The following is a 25,083-nucleotide window of genomic DNA, read 5'->3' as shown; positions in this document are numbered from 1 at the left end:
ATTATCTGGCTAATTACTTGGAGAGCTTGTGATTATAATTGACGGTATTATTTTCTCCCTGCAACAGTCGGGTGGGATTTCTGTTTATTTCGATGAGTTGATAAAAGAAATCAAAAAAAACGATATTTCCTATAGTTTGATTGTTTACGATAATAATAATCCTTATGTTAAAGGGTTGCCTGTAAATACTAAGACTCGATTAAATATGAACATTGAACGGTTTCTTGATGTTGATCTGGGTTTTTTCGAAAAAGGAAGTTCTATTTTCCACTCAAGCTATTATCGCTTGCCGAATAAAAAAATCAGGAGCGAGTTAACTGTAATCACAACAGTTCATGACTTCACTGAAGAGATTTTTTCTCGTGGCGCTAAAAGTTATGTACATCATTGGCAAAAGAAGAGAGCTATCTTAGGGAGCGATGGTATTATTTGCATTTCAGAATGTACAAAAAAAGATTTATTAAAATTCATTCCAGAAGCAGCCAATATACCAATTAAAGTAATATATAACGGTGTGGGTGATTTTAAGCCTGCAGCAAACAAAAAATCTTCAGAGAAATATGTGCTTTTCGTCGGTGCACGAAATGGATATAAAAACTTTAGCGCCTGTGTCCAGTCATTGTCGACTCATTCTGACTTAAATCTTGTTGTTGTTGGTGGCGGGCAGTTTACTAATGACGAGATTAACTTTTTGGAAGGGAATGTTCCTGGAAGATATCGACATGCCGGTTATGTAACAGAAGTCCTTCTTAATGATTTATATTCACAAGCCTATTGTTTAATCTATCCGTCATTGTATGAAGGATTTGGTATTCCAGTTATTGAGGCTATGAAATCTGGTTGTCCGGTCATCGGTAGTAATAGTTCTTCAGTGAGTGAGATAGCTTCAGGCGCTGCAATTTTAATAGACGATATTACAAGTGATAAGATTAGTGATGCATTGGTGGTACTAAAAGATGATGTTTATCGCAGTAATTTGATCGCTACCGGATTTGAGCATTCTCAAAAATATTCATGGTCGAAGATGGCAGAGCAAACTTTAAATTTCTATAATGAAATAAGAGATCCAAAATGAAAAAAGCATTAATCACGGGTATTACTGGTCAAGACGGTTCTTATTTAGCTGAACTCTTATTAGAAAAGGGCTATGAGGTTCATGGTATCATTCGCAGGACTTCGTCTTTTAACACAGAACGTATTGATAGCGCGCTGAGCAATAGTAAAAATGTTCATCTGCATTATGGCGACCTCACAGACTCATCTAACTTGATCCGTTTAATGCAAGAAATTGAACCTGATGAAGTTTACAATCTGGGGGCTATGTCCCACGTTGCCGTCTCATTTGAGTCGCCAGAATATACCGCAGACGTCGACGCGATTGGCACTTTGAGACTTTTAGAGGCGATCCGTATTTGCAAATTAGAAAATAAAACTCGCTTCTACCAGGCTTCCACTTCTGAGTTATATGGCTTGGTGCAAGAAATTCCTCAAAAAGAGACAACCCCTTTCCATCCACGCTCACCCTATGCTGTCGCTAAAATGTATGCTTATTGGATCACTGTGAACTATCGTGAATCTTATGGGATGTATGCCTGCAATGGCATCCTCTTTAATCATGAGTCTCCGCGTCGTGGAGAAACATTTGTCACCCGAAAAATCACCCGTACGCTTTCTAATATTGCTCAAGGTTTAGAAACTACTCTCCAATTAGGCAACATGGATTCTTTGAGGGATTGGGGGCATGCAAAAGACTATGTCCGTATGCAGTGGATGATGCTGCAGCAAAATGAAGCCGATGATTTTGTAATCGCAACAGGCAAACAAATCTCTGTCCGAGAATTTGTCCGTATGTCAGCTGCTCAGCTCGGTATCGAGTTGCAATTTAGTGGCACCGGGATTGATGAAATTGCGACAGTAGTTTCGGTTGTTGGAGAAGATGCACCGGGTGTTAAAATTGGGGATACTATTGTTTCTGTTAATCCTCGATATTTCCGTCCTGCAGAAGTTGAAACCTTATTAGGTGACCCGAGTAAAGCTAAGAATGTCTTAGGATGGGAACCTCTTATTACTGTTGAGGAGATGTGTACAGAAATGATAAGACATGATCTCAGCAAGGCAAAACAGCATGCGTTACTGAAAGCAAATGGTTATGACGTTTCAATTTCTGTGGAAAGTTAAAGATGAAAAAAAGAATATTTATTGCAGGTCATCGTGGCATGGTAGGGTCGGCTATCTATAAAAAGTTGTCATCCATCTCAAATGTCGAATTAATTACCCGTACTCATCAGGAACTTGATCTTCTTTCACAAAAAGATGTTAGTGAATTCTTTTCAACTGAGAATATAGATGAGGTCTATTTGGCAGCCGCCAAAGTGGGTGGGATACATGCTAACAATGCTTTTCCCGCTGAATTCATATATGAAAATATGATGATCGAATGCAACGTTATAAATGCTGCTCACTTGTCAGGAGTTCAGAAATTATTATTTTTGGGGTCAAGTTGCATTTATCCTAAAAATGCTGATCAACCAATGGCAGAGAACGCTTTACTTACTGGTGTCCTTGAACCGACGAACGAGCCCTATGCAATAGCAAAGATAGCCGGAATAAAAATGTGTGAGTCATACAGCAGGCAATATGGCAGAGACTACCGCAGTGTAATGCCTACAAATTTGTATGGGGAGAACGACAATTTTCACTCTGAAAACTCGCACGTCGTTCCTGCTTTGTTACGTCGCTTTCATGAGGCAATGCTTAATGGTGATGAAGAAGTTGTTGTCTGGGGGAGCGGACAGCCAATGAGAGAGTTTTTGTATGTAGATGACATGGCTGACGCCAGCATTTTTGTAATGAATTTGTCCCAGTCTACCTATAATGAGAATACTCATGAAATGTTATCCCATATTAACGTAGGAACTGGAAAAGATTGCTCTATTAAAGAGCTGGCCTTGACCATTGCAGATGTTGTTAATTTCAAAGGAAAAGTATCCTTTGATAGCTCCAAACCTGATGGTACACCACGTAAATTGATGAATGTTGAGCGCTTGGCCGACATGGGTTGGACCTATACAACCGCTTTGAAAACAGGGTTGGAAAAAACCTACGCCTGGTTTTTGGAAAATCAGCAACTAATAAGAAAATAGTATTATGAATCTGTTAAGTGATGATGATTTTCTGAGAGTTATTCAAAATACACCTCTCGTTTCCATCGACTTCATTATACAAAATAGCTCCGGCGAGTTTCTTTTGGGGAAACGGCTTAATAAACCAGCCAAGAATTTTTGGTTTGTCCCTGGTGGTCGTATCCGTAAAAATGAAAAAATTGAAGATGCATTTCTTCGGTTGACATTCGATGAGTTAAAAACACCTCTTGAATTTAATGGTGCTGCTCTCCGAGGTGTATATCAGCATCATTATGAAGATAGCTATGCTAGTGACAACATCTCCACTCATTATGTTGTGCTCGCATATGATGTAAATGAAGATGTTAATTTAGAACGCTTGCCTTTAGAACAACATAATAGTTATAAATGGTTTGACATAAATGAACTCATGAAATCTGATGATGTTCATTTGTATACAAAAAACTATTTTCAGAATAGGTAATAATGATATGTCATCTAAATTGCTGCCAATAATTATGGCTGGTGGTGCTGGTAGTCGTTTGTGGCCTTTGTCACGTGCACTTTATCCCAAACAATTTCTTGCTTTAACCTCGGAAAGCACTATGTTGCAAAATACTATTTCGAGATTGGAAAATGTGTCACATCTACCCGCCTATTTCATCTGTAATGAAGAGCACCGCTTTATAGTTGCTGAACAGCTTCGTTCAAAAAATATATCATACGGTGGCATATTTTTAGAGCCTGTTGGTCGTAATACCGCTCCCGCAATTACACTTGCCGCACTACAGGCACAACAGAATCAAAATGATCCTCTTCTGCTTATCTTAGCAGCAGACCATGTCATTAAAGATGAGGATGCTTTTTTAAGGGCAGTTGAAGTTGCTTTGCCACATGCTGAAAATGGAAAGCTAGTTACTTTTGGAATTGTGCCATCATATCCTGAAACGGGTTACGGTTATATTAAGCAAGGCGAACCAGTGGGTAATTCTGCCTATGAGGTTGATGCTTTTGTTGAAAAACCAGATATGGATAAAGCGTGTGAATATTTATCCACAGGAAAATATTATTGGAACAGTGGCATGTTCCTTTTTAAAACATCAAAATACTTATCTGAAATCAAAAAGTTTCGCCCTGAAATTTACAACGCTTGCTTAAAGGCATTATCGGGGCAACATACTGATTTAGATTTTATCAGACTAGACGATGATGAATTCCTTCTCTGTCCTGAGGAGTCTGTCGATTACGCGGTAATGGAGCAGACAGAAGACGCTGTACTAGTGCCGATGGATGCAGAGTGGAGCGATGTGGGTTCTTGGTCTGCCCTTTGGGACGTGAATGCCAAAGATGATTCAAATAATGCAGTACGTGGCGATGTGATTACGTTTAACACGCATGACAGCTATATTTACTCGCAAAATAAATTAGTGGCGACTGTCGGCGTAGATAATTTAGTCATAGTAGAAACTAAAGATGCTCTTCTGGTTGCGAATAAAAGCCATGTACAAGATGTAAAGGAAATTGTTAATAAATTAAAAGCACTCAATCGCACAGAGTATCTCCAGCATCGTGAGGTTTACCGACCATGGGGATCGCATGATGCAGTTTCCGAGGGTGCCAGATTTCACGTAAAAAAAGTTACTGTTAATCCAGAACAACGCACCGCCACACAAATACATCACCACCGTGCCGAACATTGGATAGTTGTTAGCGGAACAGCCAAAGTTCGAAGAGGTAATGAAACATATTTAGTGACTGAAAACGAGTCTACATATATACCGATCGGAATCGCCCATTCAATTGAAAATCCAGGTAAGATTCCCCTTGAAATTATTGAAGTCAGGACAGGGATCTACTTATCTGAAGATGATGTTGTTCGTGTCGATGATCGAGGTGTGGGATATTGACCATGAAAGTTACTATTATTACGGCGACCTTTAATAGTTCGAAAACAATACAAGATACAATTTTATCACTTGAAAGTCAGACTTATAATAACATCGAGTATATTATTGTTGATGGGAATTCGAAAGATAATACACTTGAGATCATAAATGAGTACTCAACTCGTGTGTCAACTGTTATATGTGAACCCGATAAAGGTATTTATGATGCTCTGAATAAGGGAATATCTGCTGCTACTGGTGATGTAATAGGATTCTTACATTCTGATGATATTCTAGCTTATCCTGATGCTATAACTGATATTGTTTCAAAATTTTCAGAAGGTAACTTCGATGCTGTCTATGCGGATTTAGAATATGTTTCGCAGGACAATACAAATCATGTGGTCAGAAAATGGAAAAGTGGGGATTATAACGTCAGTAAACTGAAATATGGGTGGATGCCACCTCACCCCAGTTTCTATATGAAGCGCTCTCGTTATATTGAATGGGGTGTTTTTAATTTAAACTATAAAATTTCTGCTGATTACGATTCCCTGCTTAGATATCTATGGGTTCACAAAGCAAAAGCTGTATATTTGCCAAGGGTGCTCACTAAAATGCGCGTTGGCGGTATAAGCAATCGTTCATTGAAAAACATAATTCAAAAGTCTAGAGAAGACGTAAACGTAATCAAAATGAATGGCCTTTTTTGGCCAATTGCACTTTTGTTTAAAAACTTATCTAAATTACCTCAATTTATAAAGTGATATTATGCCCCCTCTAACATGTTTTAAGGCCTACGATATCCGTGGCCGTTTGGGTGAAGAGCTCAATGAAGATATAGCATGGAGAATTGGCCGTGCTTTTGGTGAATATTTAAAACCTAAAACAATTGTTTTGGGTGGTGATGTGCGCCTTAGCAGTGAATCTTTGAAGTTGGCACTAGCGCGAGGTTTACAGGATGCAGGAGTAGATGTTCTGGACATTGGTTTATCCGGAACAGAAGAGATTTACTTTGCTACTTCTCATCTCAACGTTGATGGCGGCATAGAAGTTACCGCCAGTCATAACCCAATGGATTATAACGGCATGAAATTGGTTCGCCGCGATTCACGACCAATCAGCGGTGACTCAGGACTTCGAGATATTCAACGTTTAGCAGAGGAAAACAATTTCTCTCCAGTAGATGATTCCAATAGGGGACGTTACGAAAAAATATCTGTAGTCGACCAATATATCGATCACCTGTTTTCTTATGTAAATGTTGATAATATTACTCCGAAAAAGTTTGTTATTAACTCTGGCAACGGTGCTGCAGGGCCAATTATTGATGCAATCGAGAAGCGTTTCAAAAAGCTAAATATTCCACTGACATTAGTCAAAGTTCATCATAAACCTGATGGAACTTTCCCTAATGGTATCCCAAATCCATTATTGCCCGAGTGCCGTTCTGATACCAGTAATGCTGTAGTCACGCATGGTGCCGATATGGGTATTGCTTTTGATGGAGATTTTGATAGGTGTTTCTTGTTCGATGAAAAAGGAGAGTTTATCGAAGGGTATTATATTGTCGGATTACTCGCAGCCGCATTTCTAGAAAAAAATCCAGGTTCGAAGATCATTCACGATCCTCGACTATCATGGAATACTATCGATATTGTGACTAAAGGCGGTGGTACGCCGATTATGTCGAAGACGGGGCATGCTTTCATCAAAGAACGTATGCGCGAAGAAGATGCTATTTATGGTGGTGAAATGAGTGCTCACCATTACTTCCGCGATTTTGCATATTGTGATAGTGGAATGATCCCTTGGCTGTTAGTGGCTGAGCTTTTATGTTTAAAGGGTCAGACACTTAGTCAACTGGTTGAAGATAGAGTGGCTGCATGGCCAGCGAGTGGGGAAATAAACAGTAAATTAGCTAATCCTAAAGTTTCTATAGACCATGTTTATCAACATTTTGCTCCTTTGGCTCAGGAGATTGATCATACTGATGGAATAAGTATGAGCTTTGAGAATTGGCGATTTAATCTTAGAAGTTCTAATACTGAGCCTGTTGTGCGGTTAAATGTTGAATCCCGCGGTGATGAGTTGCTGATGAAGCAAAAGACTGCAGAAATTATGAAACTTCTTTCTTCATAAGGTTTCACCTTTCTGAATGATAGTCCACCAACTGAATGCAATGCGGCATCTAACTCTATCCACTTCACATCTCCTGAGTTAACATCAGAAATGCATTCAGTACGGCATCGTAGTCGTAGCACCCATCCTAAAGACAGGAGTTTGTAATGTCCAAACAACAGATCGGCGTTGTCGGTATGGCGGTCATGGGCCGTAACCTCGCGCTTAACATCGAAAGCCGTGGTTATTCCGTTTCCATTTTTAACCGTTCCGGCGACAAGACTGATGAAGTCATCGCTGAAAACCCGGGTAAAAATCTGGTCCCGCACTACACCGTCGAAGAGTTTGTTGACTCGCTGGAAAAACCACGTCGTATCTTGCTGATGGTGAAAGCCGGTGAAGCAACTGACAAAACCATCGCATCCCTGACTCCGCATTTGGATAAAGGCGACATCCTCATCGATGGCGGCAACACTTACTATAAAGACACCATTCGTCGTAACCGTGAACTGTCCGAGCAGGGCTTCAACTTTATCGGTACTGGCGTTTCCGGCGGAGAAGAGGGCGCACTGAAAGGCCCATCTATCATGCCTGGTGGTCAGAAAGAAGCGTATGCACTGGTTGCTCCCATCCTCGAGAAAATCGCTGCACGTGCTGATGATGGTGATGCTTGTGTCGCTTACATTGGCGCAGATGGTGCAGGCCACTACGTCAAGATGGTTCACAACGGGATTGAATACGGTGACATGCAGCTGATTGCTGAAGCTTATTCTCTGCTGAAACAGTCTCTCAACCTGAACAATGAAGAACTTGCTGCTACTTTTGCTGACTGGAATAAAGGTGAGCTCAACAGCTACCTTATCGACATCACCAAAGATATCTTCACTAAGAAAGATGAAGAAGGTAAATACCTGGTTGACGTTATTCTTGATGAAGCGGCCAACAAAGGCACTGGTAAATGGACCAGCCAGAGCTCTCTGGATCTCGGCGAGCCACTGACTCTGATCACTGAATCAGTCTTTGCCCGTTACCTGTCTTCATTGAAAGATCAGCGTGTAGCTGCGTCAAAAGTATTGTCTGGCCCGGCGGTTAAACCTTTCGAGGGTGACAAAGCTGAGTTCATCGAGAAAGTGCGTCGCGCGTTGTATCTGGGCAAAATTGTTTCCTACGCTCAGGGCTTCTCACAGTTGAAAGCCTCTTCTGATGAAAACAACTGGGATCTGAACTACGGCGAAATCGCTAAGATCTTCCGTGCCGGTTGCATTATCCGCGCCCAGTTCCTGCAGAAAATTACCGATGCGTATACTGAGAATGCTTCCATTGCTAACCTGCTGCTCGCTCCGTACTTCAAAAATATCGCTGATGAATACCAGCAAGCGCTGCGTGATGTGGTGTCTTATGCTGTTCAGAACGGCATTCCAACGCCAACGTTCTCTGCTGCGATCAATTACTACGACAGCTACCGTTCAGCGGTTCTGCCAGCTAACCTGATTCAGGCACAGCGCGATTACTTCGGTGCACATACTTACAAACGTACTGATAAAGACGGCGTATTCCATACGGAATGGTTGGATTAATATAAGCTGTTTAATCTACTACGCCCCAGATCAGGGGCGTTTTTTTTGCATATCCCTCTATAAATACCCTAAGTTATTTTTTCGGGGGATTCTTAAGAAAATTATTACTTTTAATGGAAAATTTCGAAATAAATCTGTCTATAATCGATGGACACATATCACTGACCAAATGTGACTGTTTTCTGTAGGGTAATCATGAATCAAGATAATAAAATGACAAATAACCTGTCTTCGAAGCAAAATGAAGAGATTGACCTGATCGATGTTCTCATGCAGTTGTGGCGTGGGAAAGTTGTCATAATCTCTGTTATGGTACTTGCAATTATTTTAGCGACAGTTTATGTGCTGGTAGCCAAACAAAAATGGACTTCAGATGCAATTATAACTTATCCAGATTCTGGTCAAATAGCTAACTACAACAATGCGATGAGTGTGTTGTACAGCCAGAATCCTTCAAATGCTCCCACAGTAGTTGATGTTCAACAACGTTTTTTCAGCCGGTTCAATGCTTCAATTTCTGCTTTATCTGAACAGCTTGATAATCAGGCGGATCCGGAAAAGCTTATAATAACTCCGGCCGTTAAAGATCAACCTGTCCCTCTCAAAATCAGTTATACCGCTAAAACTGCTGGGGAGGCACAAAAAACCCTCACGACTTACATACAGCAGATTAACAAGCGGGTAGTTACTGAACTTGATAATGACTTGCAAATTAGCATCAATTCTAAAGTTGAAGACCTCAAAGAGGATTTAGCAACTCAGGAAAAGGTCGCTCAGGAGAAGAAAGATCTTCGTTTGAAAATGTTGAATCAGGCATTGCTGGTTGCCCAACAGGCCAATATTAAAGATACTCTGGTTCAGCAGGCTGAAACACTCTCCGAAGACACTCTTTTTGTTCTTGGTAGCGATGCATTGTCTGCCACCATTAAAAATGAAGCCACACGGCCATTGCCATTAGATGCTTCTTATTTTCAGGCTCGTCAAACATTGTTAGCTATCGCTGCGTTAAAATCTAAACCTGATTCAACTTATTCGCTTCGCTACGTTATGAAACCTGATCTGCCAATACATAGAGACAGCCCTAAGAAAGTGTTAATTTTACTGCTTGGTGCCGTTCTGGGTATTATTCTGGGTTCTGTGATTGTGCTGGGGCGAAACATGGTGAAGAGTTACAACCCCCGTAACTGACAGTTTGCCATACAAAAAAAAAGCCGCCAATGCATCTGCAAAGGCGGCTTTTTTGTGTCCGAAATCCAGCGTTACTTCTTATGGCGCTGACGTAAATTCTCAATCACAGCACTGAGGTTCAGATCCTGGTCCTGCAGTAAGACCAGCAGATGATAAACCAGATCCGATGCTTCATTTTTCAGTTCAAAGCGATCGTTGACTGTTGCCGCCAGCGCAACTTCGACGCCTTCTTCACCGACTTTCTGTGCAATACGCTTGGTGCCGCTGGCGTAGAGTTTCGCGGTGTAGGAGCTGTCCGGGTCGGCTGTTTTGCGTGAGGCGAGCAACTCTTCCAACTGATAGAGGAATGCCCAGTCGGTTTCTGCCGGATGGAAGCAGCTGTTATTGCCTTTGTGGCAGGTCGGGCCGACGGGATTTGCCAGAACCAGCAGGGTGTCGTTGTCGCAATCCGGGGTGATGCTGACAACATTCAGATAGTTTTCTGATGTCTCCCCTTTGGTCCACAGACGTTCTTTCGTGCGGGAATAAAAAGTCACTTTGCCGGAAGACTGTGTAACGCTCAGCGCTTCCTGATTCATATAACCAAGCATCAGCACTTCACCCGACACGGCATGCTGGATGATAGCCGGCATCAGGTTATCCACTTTTTCCCAGTCGAGCTGGCTGATTTGTTCTCCGGTCAGCAGACCGGTATTTACATCCTGATTACTCACAAGCGGATCTCCACGCCATTTTCGGCCAAGAAGCTTTTCAGCTCGCCAATATTAATGATTTGTTTGTGGAACACTGAGGCTGCCAGTGCGCCATCGACGCGTGCTTCTGTAAAGGCATCGAGGAAGTGCGGCATGGTGCCCGCGCCACCGGAGGCGATCAGCGGAACGTGACACACTTCGCGGATCATCTTCAACTGCTCCAGATCGTAGCCGTTACGCACGCCGTCCTGATTCATCATGTTCAGCACAATTTCACCCGCACCACGCTCCTGAACTTCCTTCACCCAGTCGATGGTTTGCCAGGTAGTGATTTTGGTGCGCGCTTCATCACCGGTGAACTGATGAACCTGATAGGTTCCGGTCGCTGCGTCGTGCCAGGTATCGATGCCCACCACGATGCACTGTACACCATAACGGTCGGCGAGACGGCTGATCAACGTCGGGTCGGCCAGGGCAGGGGAGTTGATGGAGATTTTGTCCGCTCCGAACTGCAAAATACGTCCTGCATCTTCGAGGCTTTTAATGCCGCCAGCCACGCAGAATGGAATATCGATCACTTCTGCCACGCGTGACACCCAGCTTTTATCCACGACGCGCCCGTCACTGGATGCGGTGATGTCGTAGAACACCAGCTCGTCCGCGCCTTCCTGCGCATAACGCTGCGCCAGCGGCACGATATCGCCAATGATTTCGTGATTACGGAACTGCACGCCTTTCACTACCTGACCGTCTTTTACGTCAAGGCAGGGGATTATCCGTTTTGCCAGCATGAGATTGCCTCCGTCACATTAAATTTACCGTCGAGCAATGCGCGCCCGACAATCACGCCTTCAACGCCGCTGTCACGTAAGGCTGCAATATCATCCAGCGAGCCGATGCCGCCGGAGGCCTGAAATGCAACCTGCGGATAGCGTGCAGTCACTTCGCGATAAAGCTCGACGTTGGAACCGGCCAGTGTACCGTCGCGGGAGATATCCGTGCACAGCACATGTTTCAGCCCAAAGGGCAAATACTGTTCGACGATGTGCTCCAGGGTAGCGTTTGAGTTTTCCTGCCAGCCGCTGATGGCGACGTTTTTGGTGCCGTTGCTGTCGATGCGAACATCCAGCGCCAGCACCAGCGCATCAGCGCCGAAACGGCTGAACCAGCCCTGAACGGTGGCCGGATCTTTGACCGCCGTTGAGCCGACGACCACGCGTGTGGCACCGGCATTCAGCAACGCTTCGACATCCTGCTCATTGCGGATGCCGCCGCCGACCTGCACCGGCACGGAGACACCAGCCAGTAATGTCGTCAGTAGCGGGATCTGTCGTGCCGACGGGTCTTTTGCGCCGGTTAAATCGACAAGGTGTAAAACCTGCGCACCCTGCTGCTGATAATCCTGCAATCGCGGCAGCGGATCGTTGCCGTAGTCACGTTGCTGACCGTAATCGCCCTGATGCAAACGCACCACACTGCCTTCGATCAAATCCAAAGCGGGAATAATCATGCTGTTTACATCTCCAGAAAGTTTTTCAGCAACTTCGCGCCCGCGGCACCGGAACGCTCGGGATGAAACTGCACGCCGAAGAAGTTGTCTTTTTGTACGGCGGCGCTGAAGGGCTCGCCGTAAAGTGTCTGAGCGACTGTGTTTTCGCATACCGGCATGGCAAATCCGTGGACGAAATAGAAGTAAGCATTTTCATCAATGCCGCGGAATAAATGGCTGTCGGCGTTGGCGATAACCTGGTTCCAGCCCATGTGCGGAAGAGGCAGCCCGAGATCTGGCATGCGCTGCACCGGCGTTTCAATGATACCGAGAGTATCAATCCCGCCGTTTTCCTCACTCGAGGACGCCAGCAACTGCATACCCAGACAGATACCGAGAACAGGCTGGGTACAGGCTTTGATCAGTTCGATTAACGAACGTTCTTCCAGCTGTTGCATCGCGGCCTGCGCAGTCCCGACGCCGGGTAAAAAAAGCTTATCAGCCTGCAACACGATCTCGGCTTCCCGGCTCACCGTTGGCTCGTAGCCCAGCCGCTGAACCGCGTATTTCACCGAAGAGAGGTTGGCACAGCCGGTATCGAGGATAACGACATTCATCACAGCACTCCTTTGGAACTCGGCAGGGTGTTGCCATCAACGCGAATTGCCTGGCGCAGTGTGCGGCCAAAGGCTTTGAACAGGCTCTCGACGCGGTGATGATCGTTTTTACCTTTGGTACGCAGATGCAGAGTACAGGCCATAGCGTAGGACAGTGAGCGGAAGAAGTGCTCGACCATTTCGGTGCTCAGGTCGCCGACGCGCTGATAGTTAAACTCGGCTTTGTATTCGAGGTGCGGACGCCCGGAGATATCCAGCGCGCAGCGTGCCAGACATTCATCCATTGGCAGCACGAATCCGAAACGTCCAATGCCGCGCTTGTCGCCGAGGGCTTTATTCAGGGCCTCGCCCAGCGCCAGAGCGGTGTCTTCCACGGTGTGGTGATCGTCGATATACAAATCGCCTTTCACTTCGATGTTCATACGGAAACCGCCGTGCGTGGCGATCTGATCCAACATGTGATCAAAAAAGCCCACGCCGGTGCGGATTTTGCTTTCGCCTTCGCGATCCAGCCAGACATCCACATCAATCGCCGTTTCTCGGGTCACGCGGTTCACCCTGGCGTGGCGGTCGCGTTTGGTGAGCTGATCGGCGATGGCCGCCCAGTTCAGGGTGTCGCGCTGATAACGCAGACCGGCGATGCCCATATTGGCTGCCAGCTGAATATCGGTGTCACGATCGCCGATCACATAACTGTTGGCCGTATCGAGCAGCCCGCTTTCAAGGTAGCCCTGCACCAGTTTGGTTTTAGGTTTACGGCAATCGCAGTGATCGGCCGGAAGGTGAGGGCAAATCAGCACCTCATCAAAAACGATGCCCTGAGAGGTCAGGATTTGCATCATCAGGTCATGCGGTGGATCGAAGGTTTCCTGCGGGAAACTGTCGGTACCCAGCCCGTCCTGATTGGTGATCATCACCAGTTTAAATCCCGCGGTTTGCAGTGCCAGCAGGGCAGGGATCACACCCGGTTCCAGTGCCAGTTTGTCCAGACGATCGACCTGGAAATCTTCTGGCGGCTCTGAAATCAGGGTACCGTCACGGTCGATGAAGAGCGTTTTTTGCAATAAAGGACTCTGGCTCACATGTGCTCCTTGCGGGGGCTGTTCTGTTGAATAAGAGGGGCATTGGCGCCCGGTAGCGGTTGCAAAGCATCAATGACGCGCTGCAGTTCCTGCCGTGTACCGATAGTGATACGTAAGCAGCCGGAAAGCCCCGGTTGCTTGTTCTGGTCACGTAAGATAATGCCCTGATCCCAGAGGTTTTTAAATACTGCGCTTGATGCGGTAAAACGGGCAAGAACATAGTTCGTCTCACTGGTGAAGACCTGTTCAACGCAATCGCATTTTCTCAGCTCTGCCAGCAACCATTCGCGATTTTGGGTCACTTCGGTCACGCGCTGACGCATAATCGCCAGCCCTTCCGGGCTCAGCGCCTGTGCCGCGATATCTGCCACCGGCGTAGATAAAGGATAAGGCGCGATCACTTTCATTAATAAGGCAATCAGTTCGCTGTTGGCAATCGTAAATCCGCAGCGCAGACCGGCAAGTGCAAAGGCTTTGGAAAGCGTGCGCAAAACCGCGAGGTGCGGATATTCCTGCAACCAGCCAGTGACTGTCGCCTGCGGGCAAAACTCAATATAGGCTTCATCAATTGCCACAATGGCGCGGCCACGGGTCATGTCTAATACCGCGCGAAGTTCATCCGGGCGGATAACATTGCCGGTCGGGTTATTCGGGCTACAGATATACACCAGCTTTACGCCGTCAAGAGCAGCTTCAATTGCCGGAAGATCCAAAGACCAGTCCGCTTTTGCCGCAACGGTACGGCCTTCCACGCCAATCGTCTCCGCGCTGACGCTGTACATGCCGTAAGTTGGCGGACAATAAAGGATGGCATCTTTGCCCGGCTCACAGAATGCGCGGATCAAAAGCTCGATGCCTTCGTCAGCGCCCCGGCTGACCAGCACCTGTTCCGGATCAACACCGGCGTAAGCCGCATAGCGGTTGATCACCAGCGCAGGCTGACACTCCGGATACCGGTTGAAGGTCTGCGCGGTGAGTTCGAACTGCGGTGCAATGGCGTATTCGTTGGCGTTAAGCCAGACATCGCCGTTACCGCCGAGACGTCGGGCGGACTGATAAGGTGTCAGTTCGCGCACGTTCTGGCGTGCCAGAGACTGAATGCTCAGCGTGTTTTCATCGCTCATAATCCTTTCTCCTTCAGGGCATTGACCCGCAGTGTCACAGCATTTTTATGTGCAGTCAGTTGCTCCGCCTGCGCCAGGGTTTCGATGGTGGTCGCCAGACCGAGTAAACCTTCCGGCGTTAACTGCTGAACGGTCATCCGTTTCTGGAAATCCGCCAGACCGAGGCTGGAACAGGTGGCGGTGTATCCGTAAGTTGGCAAAACGTGGTTGGTGCCGGAAGCGTAATCGCCCGCGGATTCCGGTGACCAGTCGCCGAGGAACACCGAACCTGCACTGGTGATGCTGTCAACCAGCTGTTCCGGTTCACGGGTTTGCAGAATCAAGTGTTCCGGGCCGTAGGCGTTGCTGATTTCAATACACTGCGCGATGTCTTTCGCGACAATCAGACGGCTGCTGGCCAGTGCCTGACGGGCAATCTCGCTGCGGGACAGCGTTTGCAGCTGGCGCTCAACAGCTTCACCAACGGCCTGCGCCATCTTCACGTCCGGCGTCAGCAAAATGACCTGTGAATCCGGGCCGTGTTCTGCCTGAGAAAGTAAATCAGAGGCGACAAAGTCAGGTGTTGCACCGCTGTCGGCAATCACCAGCACTTCGGAAGGCCCGGCTGGCATATCAATTGCTGCGCCGTCCAGACTCTGGCTGACCTGCCGTTTGGCTTCGGTCACATAGGCATTGCCCGGCCCGAAGATTTTCGCCACGCGCGGCACGCTTTCGGTGCCAAATGCCAGGGCGGCAATCGCCTGCGCGCCGCCGAGCTGATACACCTCTTCCACGCCGCAGAGCTTCGCGGCATACAGAATTTCGTCAGCCACAGGTGGCGGCGAGCACAACACCACTTTCTGGCATCCGGCAATCCGCGCGGGCGTCGCTAACATCAATACCGTGGATACCAGCGGCGCAGATCCGCCCGGAATGTACAAACCTACAGACTGGATCGGGCGGGTCAGTTGCTGGCAACGCACGCCGGGCTGAGTTTCGATGTCCACAATGGACAGTTTTTGCGCCTGGTGGAACGTATCGATATTGCGAACGGCGTGCGCCATTGCCTGTTTAACGTCATCGCCTAAACGCGCGGATGCTGCCTCGATTTGTGCCGCAGTGACGCGCAGCCCTTGCACTTCAGTTTTATCAAAGCGGGCGCAAAACTCGCGCAACGCACTGTCGCCTTCACTGCGCACGCGGCGCAGGATTTCGCTGACAGATTCGGTAATACGGTCGGATGCCGAAATCGCCGGACGGGTCAGTAAATCGCGACGCTGTTGTTCGTCGCATTGCTGCCAGTCAATCGGGGTAGTGAACGCGTTAGGCTGCATGGCATTACTCCATCATTTTTTCGATTGGCAGAACCAGAATTGAGCTGGCGCCCAGCGCTTTCAGTTTTTCCATGGTTTCCCAGAACAGCGTTTCGCTGCTGACCATGTGCATCGCTACACGTTGCTGATCGCCGGCCAGCGGCAGAATGGTCGGGCGTTCAGCGCCTGGCAGCAGGGCAACGATTTCGTCCAGACGCTCACTTGGCGCGTGCAGCATAATGTACTTGGATTCACGGGCCTGAATGACGCCCTGAATACGGGTCATCATTTTGTCGATGAGTTGCTGTTTGGCTTCCGGCATTTCGCCGTCGCGCTGGATCAGACAGGCTTTAGAGCGGTAAATCACTTCCACTTCGCGCAGGCCGTTGGCTTCAAGCGTGGCGCCGGTGGAAACCAGATCGCAAATTGCATCAGAAAGACCGGCGCGTGGCGCGACTTCAACAGAACCGTTCAGGAGACAGGATTTGAAATCGACGCCCTGTTTGTCGAGATATTGCTTGAGCAGGTGCGGATATGAGGTGGCGATGCGGGAGTTTTGCAGGCTTTGCGGGCCGGTGTATTCTGCGTCAAGCGGGGTCGCGAGCGACAGACGGCAACCGCCGAAGTCCAGGCGACGCAGCGTGAAATAACGCGGATCTTCGCCCTGAGCGCGGCGTGCCAGCAACTCTTCTTCCAGCACGTTCTCACCGATGATGCCCAGATCAACCACACCGTCCATTACCAGCCCCGGAATGTCGTCATCACGGACACGCAGAATGTCGATCGGCATGTTTTCTGCGAAGGCGATCAGGCGTTGTTCCTGCAGATTGATTTTAATCCCGCAGCGTGCCAGCAATTCGCGTGACTCATCGCTCAGGCGACCCGATTTCTGCATTGCTATCCGTAAACGTGTTTTATCCAGCATGATGACCTCAATTTCTTTGTTTTCAGTTTTAATGTTTTGGTAAATGTTGTGTGCAGAGTTTTGTACAAATGCTTTTACTTCAATTCGTTAGGCCAAAAAAAAAGCCCCCGGAAGTGTTCTTCCGGGGGCTTTCTCTGCGTTCTGCTCCACTGGAAGATCTAGACAGTCTTCCAGCACCAATCGCCTGCAAGACTAGTCAGGGTGATGGTGATGATGGTGGTTAATCAGAACGTTTGTCATGTCAGTCTCTCTGAGTGTTCATTCGGTGCGGCGTTATTCATAACGAAGTCTGCGCCACACAAATCAAATTCTGTTGCCAATAAAACTAAACTATCGGGCGGCAAGTGCGCAACCTTTTTTTCGGATGATGAGTTTTTCTTATCTTCATGGGCTGTTTCATCGAAAAAATGAATGATCTGTTCACAGTCTCCTGGAAAAGCTTACGCATCTATAAGGAGAGAAAGGCTAGTATAAAGAGAAGCGAGAACGCGAACGGCAGATGGCGCAGTGGTGACCATCGGCCACCGAGCAGAGGGAGTAACAGATGAAAAAGGTTTCTATTATTGGATTGGGCTGGCTGGGAATGCCTCTGGCGATGGCGCTGGCGGGCAGAGGCTACGACGTAGTGGGCAGCAAAACCACGCCTGACGGTGTAGATGCCGCCAGAATGGTCGGCATTGACTGCTATCCGTTGGTGTTCACCCCGGAGATGGAATGTGAAGCGGAAGATTTGGATAAACTGCTGAACGTTGATGCGCTGATCATCACCTTACCGGCACGCAGAACCGTCGAAGGCAGCGAGCTTTACTTCCAGGCCGTGCAGCAGCTGACAGACAGCGCGCTGGCACACAACGTAAAACGCATCATCTTCACCAGTTCCACGTCTGTTTACGGTGAAAGGGACGACATCGTGCGCGAAGGTTCCGCCCTTGAGCCGGTGACCTCCAGTGGAAAAGTGCTGAAAGAATTAGAAAGCTGGTTACACAGCCTGCCGCATACCTCGGTGGATGTGTTACGGCTGGCCGGTCTGGTGGGGGGCGATCGTCATCCGGGGCGCTTCATGGCAGGCAAAACGGACGTGAAAGGGGGGCAGAATGGCGTCAACCTGGTGCATCAGGATGACGTTGTCGCCGCCATCACCTTATTGCTCAGTCTGCCAAAGGGTGGGCACACCTATAATCTGTGCGCCCCTAAACATCCGGCAAAAGCCGAGTTTTACCCGGCGCTGGCCCGCCAGATGGGGCTTGAGGCGCCGACGTTTGCTGAAGAAACTTCAGCAACCAAAGGAAAAATCGTCGACGGTGAGCGCATCTGCAAGGAGCTGGGGTTCGAGTATCAGTATCCCGATCCACGGACGATGCCTTTTTAATCGATTATCCATCATTACCCTGAGGGTAATAATAATATGTGATGACCTGCCGGATTTTGCGGCAGGTTTTAATTTGTGAACCTTAACTCCCGCCTCCTCGTTTTTGCTTTTGAATGAAAGTCTCCCGCCTCCAAAACCCTGTTTTTTGTTAAAGCAGTGCTTTCTTTATTTATAAAACCCCGCGAATAACCCTTTATTTCACTGGCTAATTAAATCCCCATGCTCATGGAGTAATGAAAGATGTTCTTTATGCTCTGTTAGCAGGTTTACGAGGAGCAGGCTGCTGATTAGGTAATAATATTCCTAATCACTCTCTTTTTATTTGCGATTGTCCGGAATAAACCACTTTTTTAAGCCCAATCACTAAAGTTTTCGTGAAGAGTTGCCGATAGAGAAGCACGGGACATTGTCCTCTTTTCATCATATCTGCTTATCAATCTGGTCTGCTGACCGGATGACTTCCCGTCCCTGAACACATTCCCTTACACTCATTGTCTTTTTACTTTTCAAATCGTGTAGTTGTTCACGTTTTCAAAACCTTTTGAATCAAATTTAACCAAAATCCCGCAACACACTTCCTCTGCAAACCGCGTAATGACTGGGTTTTAACGCGATAGCACATTGATCACACTATCGGAAATTACCAGCACATTTCACTGCACAAGCTATGCTTAATCACTGAATGTTCTTATCATTTGGCTTTAGCTGGTCTTTGTACAAATTGATCTCAAAAAGGCGAAAAAAGGCAGTCTGGGGAAGGGTTTTTAGATGCTTTTTTACTTTTGCGTTAAAACTGCGCAAATTTTTACGATAAAGTGCGCTTTTTAGGATAAAATAAATTTCTAAAGTGTGATGTGTGTCACACTTTATTCAAAATTTGTGATCAGTTAGATTGTATGTATAAAGGGAACAGGGGTAGAGTTGCGTCGTAGTAAGATTATTCCTAATAATGTATGTAAAAGCGTTTCACTGAATGAGATGCCATCACAGCAACGGACCCTGCCAGTACAACAAAACTGATATGTTTGAAGATTACTTAGCATTGCAATTGTCACACTTAATTTAGTTTACATCAGGAACAAACTTGTATTGGCGGTGAAGTAAATACCGCGGGATAAATCCATTTGTCATCGTGAGATTTATTAAGCAGCCAATGAACTAATTGTTTTGATAGTGAAAAAATACTCCCTGACAGGCCGGGTAAAACTCTTGCTGCATGGAATATGTCTATCAATCAGCCACATTAAAAATGTGGCATCGGTAATGGGGTAGAACAGCATGTCCGAATTGCTTAAGCACATATATGATATCAACCTGTCATATTTACTTTTGGCACAGCGTTTGATTAATGACGAGAAGGCCTCCGCGATGTTCCGGCTGGGGATTGACGACGTGATGGCAGACGCCTTAGGCCAACTTACGTTGCCACAAATGGTTAAATTAGCTGAAACGAATCAGCTTCTTTGTCAGTTCCGCTTTGATGACAGTAAGACCATCGAACGCCTGACCCAGGAATCCCGTGTAGATGATTTGCAACAAATCCACACCGGTATCCTGCTGTCGAGCCACCTGCTTAAAGGTCTGGCGGCGAGAGACAGCGGCGCCATGAAGAAAAGGGCGTAGCCATGTCTATTAAGGGCGCAACATGCTAATCAAAGAGACGCCAGCCAAACCGGCAGAAAAAAGTATTGTTCAGGAAGCCCGCGATATTCAGCTCGCCATGGAGCTGATTTCTTTGGGCGCAAGATTGCAGATGCTGGAAAGCGAGACGCAGTTAAGCCGTGGCCGTCTGATTAAACTGTACAAAGAATTACGTGGCAGCCCGCCACCGAAAGGCATGCTGCCATTCTCGACAGACTGGTTCATGACCTGGGAACAAAACATTCACTCTTCGATGTTTTACAACGCGTACTCTTTTCTGATGAAGAGCGGGCATTGTAATGGTGTCGAAGCGGTGATCAGCGCCTATCGTTTGTATCTTGAGCAGTGTCCTGAACAGCCGGGAGAAGCGCCGATTTTAGCGTTGACCCGCGCCTGGACGCTGGTCCGGTTCGTGGACAGCGGTATGTTGCAGCTTTCTGCCTGTAACTGCTGTGACGGATCATTTATTACCCATGCACACCAGCCCCGTCACGGGTTTGTTTGCAGTCTCTGCCAACCCCCATCCCGCGCAGTAAAAAAACGTAAACTTTCCCCGCAGGTTGCCGATATAACATCTCAAGAGCTGGACGAAAAGGTCAAGCGCGCAGTCTGAGATGTCAGGGTCGCAGTAAGAATGCCTGGGCGGTGGTAACACCGCTCCCTATTTTCCCCCTCATCTCTCAGCCTTTGTCTGGCACTTTTTTTATGCAAATCATCCGGGTTGCATAGAAAACGGCAGGCTCATGGCGGTGCGCTTTTCCTCGCCCTAAAACCACATCGAATTAAGGATTCATCGTGCTAGTGATAATAGGTTACATCGTGGTGCTGGGCTCAGTGTTTGGCGGTTTCATGCTCGTCGGCGGGGAACTGGGCGCGTTATATCAACCAGCAGAATTGCTGATCATCGGCGGTGCCGGTATCGGTGCCTTCTTTGTCGGTAACAACGGTAAAGCGATTAAATCCACCTTGCGCGCGCTGCCGCAGCTGTTCCGCGCGTCTAAATACAACAAAGCGTTGTATATGGATTTGATGGCCTTGCTTTACCGCTTGTTAGCCAAGTCGCGCCAACAGGGGATGCTGTCGCTGGAAAATGACATCGACAATCCCGCTGAAAGCGACATTTTTGCTAATTATCCGCGCATCCTTGCCGATAAACATTTAGTGGAATATCTGACTGACTACTTACGTCTGATGGTCAGCGGCAACATGAACGCGTTTGAAATCGAAGCGCTGATGGATGAAGAGATCGAAACCTACGAACACGAAAGCGAAGTGCCGGCCAACAGCCTGGCGCTGGTCGGGGATTCACTTCCGGCATTCGGGATCGTTGCTGCGGTGATGGGGATTGTTCATACCCTCGCCGCCGCCGACCGTCCGGCCGCAGAGCTGGGGGCGCTGATTGCCCATGCGATGGTCGGTACCTTCCTCGGCATCTTGCTGGCGTACGGTTTTATTTCACCACTGGCCAGCGTGTTACGTCAGAAAAGTGCTGAAAACACCAAAATGATGCAGTGCATCAAAGTGACATTGCTGTCGAGCCTCAACGGTTATGCCCCGCAGATCGCTGTCGAGTTTGGCCGTAAGACGCTCTACACCTCAGAACGCCCTTCGTTTATCGAGCTGGAGGAGCACGTTCGTCAGGTTAAATCGCCTAACCAGCAACAAACTGAAGAAGAAAAAGTATGAAGCATCAGAGCCATCCCATCGTTGTTGTACGTAAGAAAAAGAGTAAGCACGGCGGCGGGCATCACGGCGGTTCATGGAAGATTGCTTACGCTGACTTTATGACAGCGATGATGGCCTTCTTCCTGGTGATGTGGCTGATTTCGATCTCCAGCCCTAAAGAATTGGTACAGATTGCCGAATACTTCCGTACGCCGCTGGCGGTGGCCATTACCGGCGGACCGCGCAGCAGCGATGCCACCAGTCCGATCCCTGGCGGCGGGGCAGACCCGACCATGCAGGACGGCGAAGTGCATAAGATGATCCAGTCACAGGGCGATGCCCGTGAACTGCGTGAAACCGGCGATCTGATGAAGTTGCAGGACAAACTGGAAGCGATGCTGGCATCGGATCCACGTTTAAAAGATTTGCGCCCGCATCTGATGATTAACCTGACCGAACAGGGTTTACGCATTCAGATTATCGACAGCAAGAATCGCCCGATGTTTCAGCTCGGCAGCGCCATCGTCGAGCCGTACATGCGCGATATTTTGCGGGCGATTGGTCCGGTGCTGGATGATTTCCCTAACAAGATAAGCCTGGCGGGCCATACCGATGATATGCCGTATGCCCAGGGTGAACGTGGCTACAGCAACTGGGAATTGTCCACCGACCGCGCCAATGCGTCGCGCCGTGAAATGATTGTCGGCGGCCTGAGCGAAGGAAAAGTTCTGCGGGTGATGGGCATGGGGTCAACCATGCAACTCAAAAATCATCCGGCAGGCGATGCGATCAACCGTCGCATCAGCATTTTGGTCCTCAACAGACATGCTGAGGAAGCCATTGAGCGGGAAAACAGCGAGGGCGAAGCGATTACGATCAGTGACGCGGGCGAGCTGCAAAGACAAGTACCTGGCCGCAGTACCGCACCTGCGCTGGCACCGAAAGTTCAGGCACCGCAAGCTTCCGTGGCACCGACCCAGAGCCCGGCACCGGCCGTTGCCGCACCAGAATTATCAGCACCAACAGTAGTAGAAGTCCCTGCAACCAGGATTGAGACGCAGGTGCCTGTGACCACATCGGCAGACGCTCAACCTGCGACGACAGCTCCGGCTGCTGCCGCAGGTCCGGCACCTGCGACCACATCAACAAGCCGCGATTCACAGCAGAGGTGATCACGTGAGCATGGATATAACTGATTTTTATCAGACGTTTTTTGATGAAGCCGACGAGCTGCTGGCGGACATGGAGCAACACCTGTTGTTGCTTGATCCGCAAGCGCCCGACGTTGAGCAGCTCAACGCGATTTTCCGCGCAGCGCACTCAATTAAAGGCGGAGCAGCGACCTTTGGCTTTACGGTTCTGCAGGAAACCACCCATTTACTGGAAAACCTGCTCGACGGTGCGCGACGCGCAGAAATGAGCCTGAGCACCGACATCATCAACCTGTTTTTGGAAACGAAAGACATTATGCAGGAGCAACTGGACGCCTATAAATCTTCCCGGGATCCCGATGCAGACAGTTTTGAATACATCTGTGCGGCCCTGAGACAACTGGCGCTCGACGCGCAGCAAGCGCGGGAGCCGGCAGCAGATCTCCACGTCGTCACTGACGAACCTGCACAAACGGCAGCCCCTGCGGCCTCCGCGGCGGGTAAAGGCGGGATGCGCGTTCGCCTGTCCGGTCTGAAGCCGCAGGAAGTGCCGGTGATGCTGGAAGAGCTGGGGAATCTGGGCGACATCGTCGATCCGGTACAGACCGAAGACAGCGTGGAAGCCACGCTTGTCACCACGGTCACCGAAGACGATATCATCGCGGTACTGTGTTTCGTGCTCGAACCCGAACAAATCAGCTTCACCCAGGCTTCTGTTCCGGCCACACCGGTTGCCGTTGCGGCATCGGTGGCGATAGCAGAACCGGCAGCAACCGCTGTTGTGGCGCGTCCCGCCCCGGTCCTGACGGCAGTACCCAGCAGCGAACCGCCGAAAGCCCGCGCGCCAAAAGCGCCGGAATCGACCAGCATCCGTGTGGCAGTCGAGAAAGTGGATCAGCTGATCAACCTGGTCGGCGAACTGGTGATCACCCAGTCGATGTTGGCGCAGCGTTCCGATCTGCTGGATCCGGTGGCGCACAGCGACCTGCTCAACAGCATGGGGCAGCTTGAGCGTAACGCCCGTGATTTGCAGGAATCGGTGATGTCGATTCGTATGATGCCGATGGAATACGTTTTCAGCCGCTTCCCGCGTCTGGTGCGTGATCTGGCGAGCAAACTGAATAAGCAAATCGAACTGACCCTCCTCGGCAGCTCTACCGAACTGGATAAGAGCCTGATCGAACGCATTATCGATCCGCTGACGCACCTGGTGCGCAACAGTCTCGATCACGGTGTCGAAACGCCGGAAACGCGTATTGCCAACGGCAAACCGCCAACCGGCAACCTGACGCTGTCTGCGGAGCATCAGGGCGGCAACATCTGCATCGAAGTGGTGGATGACGGTGCCGGTCTGAACCGCGAACGTATTCTGGCGAAAGCCCTGTCGCAAGGCATGAACGTCAGCGAAAGCATGAGTGACGAAGATGTCGGCATGCTGATCTTCGCACCGGGCTTCTCGACGGCGGAAAAAGTCACCGACGTCTCAGGCCGTGGCGTCGGCATGGACGTGGTGAAGAGAAACATTCAGGAAATGGGCGGTCACGTCGAAATCCATTCCCAGCAAGGCAAAGGCACCACCATCCGTATCCTGCTGCCACTGACGCTGGCGATCCTCGACGGCATGTCGGTGAAAGTGGGTAAAGAAGTCTTCATTCTGCCACTGAATGCGGTGATGGAATCGCTGCAACCGCTGGCGGAAGATTTGCACCCGCTGGCCGGTGGCGAGCGCGTTCTGCAGGTGCGCGGAGAATATCTGCCGCTGGTTGAGCTCTACAACGTGTTTGACGTTGAAGGCGCGAAAACTGAAGCCACACAGGGCATTGTCGTGATCCTGCAAAGTGCAGGTCGCCGCTACGCCTTACTGGTTGATCAGTTGATCGGTCAGCACCAGGTGGTGGTGAAGAATCTGGAAAGCAACTATCGCAAAGTGCCGGGCATTTCCGCCGCCACTATTTTGGGTGACGGCAGCGTGGCGCTGATTGTTGATGTGTCTGCATTGCAGGCACTGAACCGTGACAAGCGTGCAACTGGCGCATCTGCCGCCTGATGTGATTAACAATAAAAGCATGCAAAACCGCCGGTGGCTGGCCCGTCAGGTGACGGCCACCGGGCGTAAAAACTCAGGCTGATTTAAGGTGAACA

At 48.7% G+C, this 25,083-nt stretch carries 23 protein-coding genes and 1 other annotated feature; of the genes, 15 read left to right on the top strand and 8 right to left on the bottom strand.

Going from position 1 to position 25,083, the window contains the following annotated elements; all coding sequences use genetic code 11:
- The first annotated feature begins 28 nt into the window (after positions 1-28).
- From ABSH60_RS01555 to wzzB, 9 genes are all read left to right on the top strand, one after another.
- Complete coding sequence (locus ABSH60_RS01555; protein WP_390972404.1) at positions 29-1,075, top strand: glycosyltransferase; 1,047 nt, start codon at positions 29-31, stop codon at positions 1,073-1,075.
- Positions 1,072-2,178 carry a GDP-mannose 4,6-dehydratase gene (gene gmd, locus ABSH60_RS01550; protein ID WP_122094942.1) on the top strand — a complete coding sequence of 369 codons (1,107 nt, stop codon included), beginning with the start codon at positions 1,072-1,074 and terminating at the stop codon, positions 2,176-2,178. Before ABSH60_RS01555 ends, gmd begins: the two co-directional genes overlap by 4 nt.
- A 2-nt stretch (positions 2,179-2,180) precedes the next feature.
- Entirely contained in the window at positions 2,181-3,143 is a 963-nt protein-coding gene (locus tag ABSH60_RS01545) for a GDP-L-fucose synthase (protein ID WP_122094944.1), read from the top strand.
- Between the two features lie 4 nt (positions 3,144-3,147).
- Positions 3,148-3,606, top strand: a complete 459-nt coding sequence (locus tag ABSH60_RS01540; protein WP_217203922.1) for a GDP-mannose mannosyl hydrolase — start codon at positions 3,148-3,150, stop codon at positions 3,604-3,606.
- Between the two features lie 7 nt (positions 3,607-3,613).
- On the top strand, positions 3,614-5,029 hold the full coding sequence (locus tag ABSH60_RS01535; protein ID WP_217203921.1) for a mannose-1-phosphate guanylyltransferase/mannose-6-phosphate isomerase: 1,416 nt from the start codon (positions 3,614-3,616) through the stop codon (positions 5,027-5,029).
- Positions 5,030-5,031: 2 nt separating this feature from the next.
- Complete coding sequence (locus tag ABSH60_RS01530) at positions 5,032-5,775, top strand: glycosyltransferase (RefSeq protein ID WP_390972401.1); 744 nt, start codon at positions 5,032-5,034, stop codon at positions 5,773-5,775.
- A gap of 4 nt (positions 5,776-5,779) precedes the next feature.
- The gene (gene cpsG, locus ABSH60_RS01525; RefSeq protein WP_390972399.1) at positions 5,780-7,150 is read left to right on the top strand and encodes a phosphomannomutase CpsG; all 1,371 of its coding nucleotides are present in this window, start codon (positions 5,780-5,782) and stop codon (positions 7,148-7,150) included.
- A gap of 146 nt (positions 7,151-7,296) precedes the next feature.
- Positions 7,297-8,706 carry an NADP-dependent phosphogluconate dehydrogenase gene (gndA, locus tag ABSH60_RS01520; RefSeq protein ID WP_217203918.1) on the top strand — a complete coding sequence of 470 codons (1,410 nt, stop codon included), beginning with the start codon at positions 7,297-7,299 and terminating at the stop codon, positions 8,704-8,706.
- Between the two features lie 195 nt (positions 8,707-8,901).
- On the top strand, positions 8,902-9,894 hold the full coding sequence (gene wzzB, locus ABSH60_RS01515) for an LPS O-antigen chain length determinant protein WzzB (protein WP_122094956.1): 993 nt from the start codon (positions 8,902-8,904) through the stop codon (positions 9,892-9,894).
- A gap of 71 nt (positions 9,895-9,965) precedes the next feature.
- Here the strand turns inward: wzzB and hisIE are convergent, their stop codons facing one another.
- The 8 genes from hisIE to hisG are packed head-to-tail and all read right to left on the bottom strand — an operon-like array spanning position 9,966 to position 17,115.
- Entirely contained in the window at positions 9,966-10,580 is a 615-nt protein-coding gene (gene hisIE, locus ABSH60_RS01510) for a bifunctional phosphoribosyl-AMP cyclohydrolase/phosphoribosyl-ATP diphosphatase HisIE (protein ID WP_122095611.1), read from the bottom strand.
- 23 nt (positions 10,581-10,603) lie between these two features.
- Positions 10,604-11,377 (bottom strand): imidazole glycerol phosphate synthase subunit HisF, encoded by a 774-nt coding sequence (hisF, locus tag ABSH60_RS01505; protein WP_056769579.1) that lies wholly within the window; start codon positions 11,375-11,377, stop codon positions 10,604-10,606.
- A complete protein-coding gene (gene hisA, locus ABSH60_RS01500; protein ID WP_122094958.1) occupies positions 11,359-12,096 on the bottom strand; it encodes a 1-(5-phosphoribosyl)-5-[(5-phosphoribosylamino)methylideneamino]imidazole-4-carboxamide isomerase in 738 nt (245 codons plus the stop codon). The genes hisF and hisA overlap by 19 nt, the downstream gene beginning before the upstream one ends.
- Before the next feature lie 5 nt (positions 12,097-12,101).
- A complete protein-coding gene (gene hisH / locus ABSH60_RS01495; RefSeq protein ID WP_056769583.1) occupies positions 12,102-12,692 on the bottom strand; it encodes an imidazole glycerol phosphate synthase subunit HisH in 591 nt (196 codons plus the stop codon).
- A complete protein-coding gene (hisB, locus tag ABSH60_RS01490; RefSeq protein ID WP_371414295.1) occupies positions 12,692-13,756 on the bottom strand; it encodes a bifunctional histidinol-phosphatase/imidazoleglycerol-phosphate dehydratase HisB in 1,065 nt (354 codons plus the stop codon). Before hisB ends, hisH begins: the two co-directional genes overlap by 1 nt.
- A gap of 14 nt (positions 13,757-13,770) precedes the next feature.
- A complete protein-coding gene (hisC, locus tag ABSH60_RS01485) occupies positions 13,771-14,898 on the bottom strand; it encodes a histidinol-phosphate transaminase (protein WP_390972396.1) in 1,128 nt (375 codons plus the stop codon).
- On the bottom strand, positions 14,895-16,211 hold the full coding sequence (hisD, locus tag ABSH60_RS01480) for a histidinol dehydrogenase (RefSeq protein WP_390972394.1): 1,317 nt from the start codon (positions 16,209-16,211) through the stop codon (positions 14,895-14,897). The genes hisC and hisD overlap by 4 nt, the downstream gene beginning before the upstream one ends.
- Before the next feature lie 4 nt (positions 16,212-16,215).
- Positions 16,216-17,115, bottom strand: a complete 900-nt coding sequence (gene hisG, locus ABSH60_RS01475; protein WP_056769589.1) for an ATP phosphoribosyltransferase — start codon at positions 17,113-17,115, stop codon at positions 16,216-16,218.
- A gap of 95 nt (positions 17,116-17,210) precedes the next feature.
- Positions 17,211-17,332 (bottom strand) — a sequence feature (His leader region).
- 327 nt (positions 17,333-17,659) lie between these two features.
- Between hisG and ABSH60_RS01470 the strand changes: the two genes are divergently transcribed.
- The 6 genes from ABSH60_RS01470 to cheA all read left to right on the top strand — a co-directional run bounded on the left by ABSH60_RS01470 (position 17,660) and on the right by cheA (position 24,988).
- Complete coding sequence (locus ABSH60_RS01470) at positions 17,660-18,484, top strand: SDR family oxidoreductase (protein ID WP_136377239.1); 825 nt, start codon at positions 17,660-17,662, stop codon at positions 18,482-18,484.
- A gap of 1,278 nt (positions 18,485-19,762) precedes the next feature.
- Positions 19,763-20,107, top strand: coding sequence for a flagellar transcriptional regulator FlhD (gene flhD / locus ABSH60_RS01465; RefSeq protein ID WP_056769592.1), 345 nt, complete (start codon positions 19,763-19,765; stop codon positions 20,105-20,107).
- A 22-nt stretch (positions 20,108-20,129) separates the two neighbouring features.
- The gene (flhC, locus tag ABSH60_RS01460; protein WP_056769593.1) at positions 20,130-20,738 is read left to right on the top strand and encodes a flagellar transcriptional regulator FlhC; all 609 of its coding nucleotides are present in this window, start codon (positions 20,130-20,132) and stop codon (positions 20,736-20,738) included.
- A 182-nt stretch (positions 20,739-20,920) separates the two neighbouring features.
- Positions 20,921-21,811, top strand: a complete 891-nt coding sequence (gene motA / locus ABSH60_RS01455) for a flagellar motor stator protein MotA (protein ID WP_056769595.1) — start codon at positions 20,921-20,923, stop codon at positions 21,809-21,811.
- Positions 21,808-22,962: a flagellar motor protein MotB gene (gene motB, locus ABSH60_RS01450; RefSeq protein ID WP_122094965.1), complete on the top strand. Its 1,155-nt coding sequence runs from the start codon at positions 21,808-21,810 to the stop codon at positions 22,960-22,962. Before motA ends, motB begins: the two co-directional genes overlap by 4 nt.
- A gap of 4 nt (positions 22,963-22,966) precedes the next feature.
- Positions 22,967-24,988 (top strand): chemotaxis protein CheA, encoded by a 2,022-nt coding sequence (gene cheA / locus ABSH60_RS01445; RefSeq protein ID WP_390972390.1) that lies wholly within the window; start codon positions 22,967-22,969, stop codon positions 24,986-24,988.
- Positions 24,989-25,083 lie beyond the last annotated feature (95 nt).

The organism is Rahnella sp. R3(2024), from assembly GCF_042920125.1.
Classification (GTDB): Bacteria; Pseudomonadota; Gammaproteobacteria; order Enterobacterales; family Enterobacteriaceae; genus Rahnella; species Rahnella rivi.
This window is presented reverse-complemented; position numbering and strand designations above follow the sequence as displayed.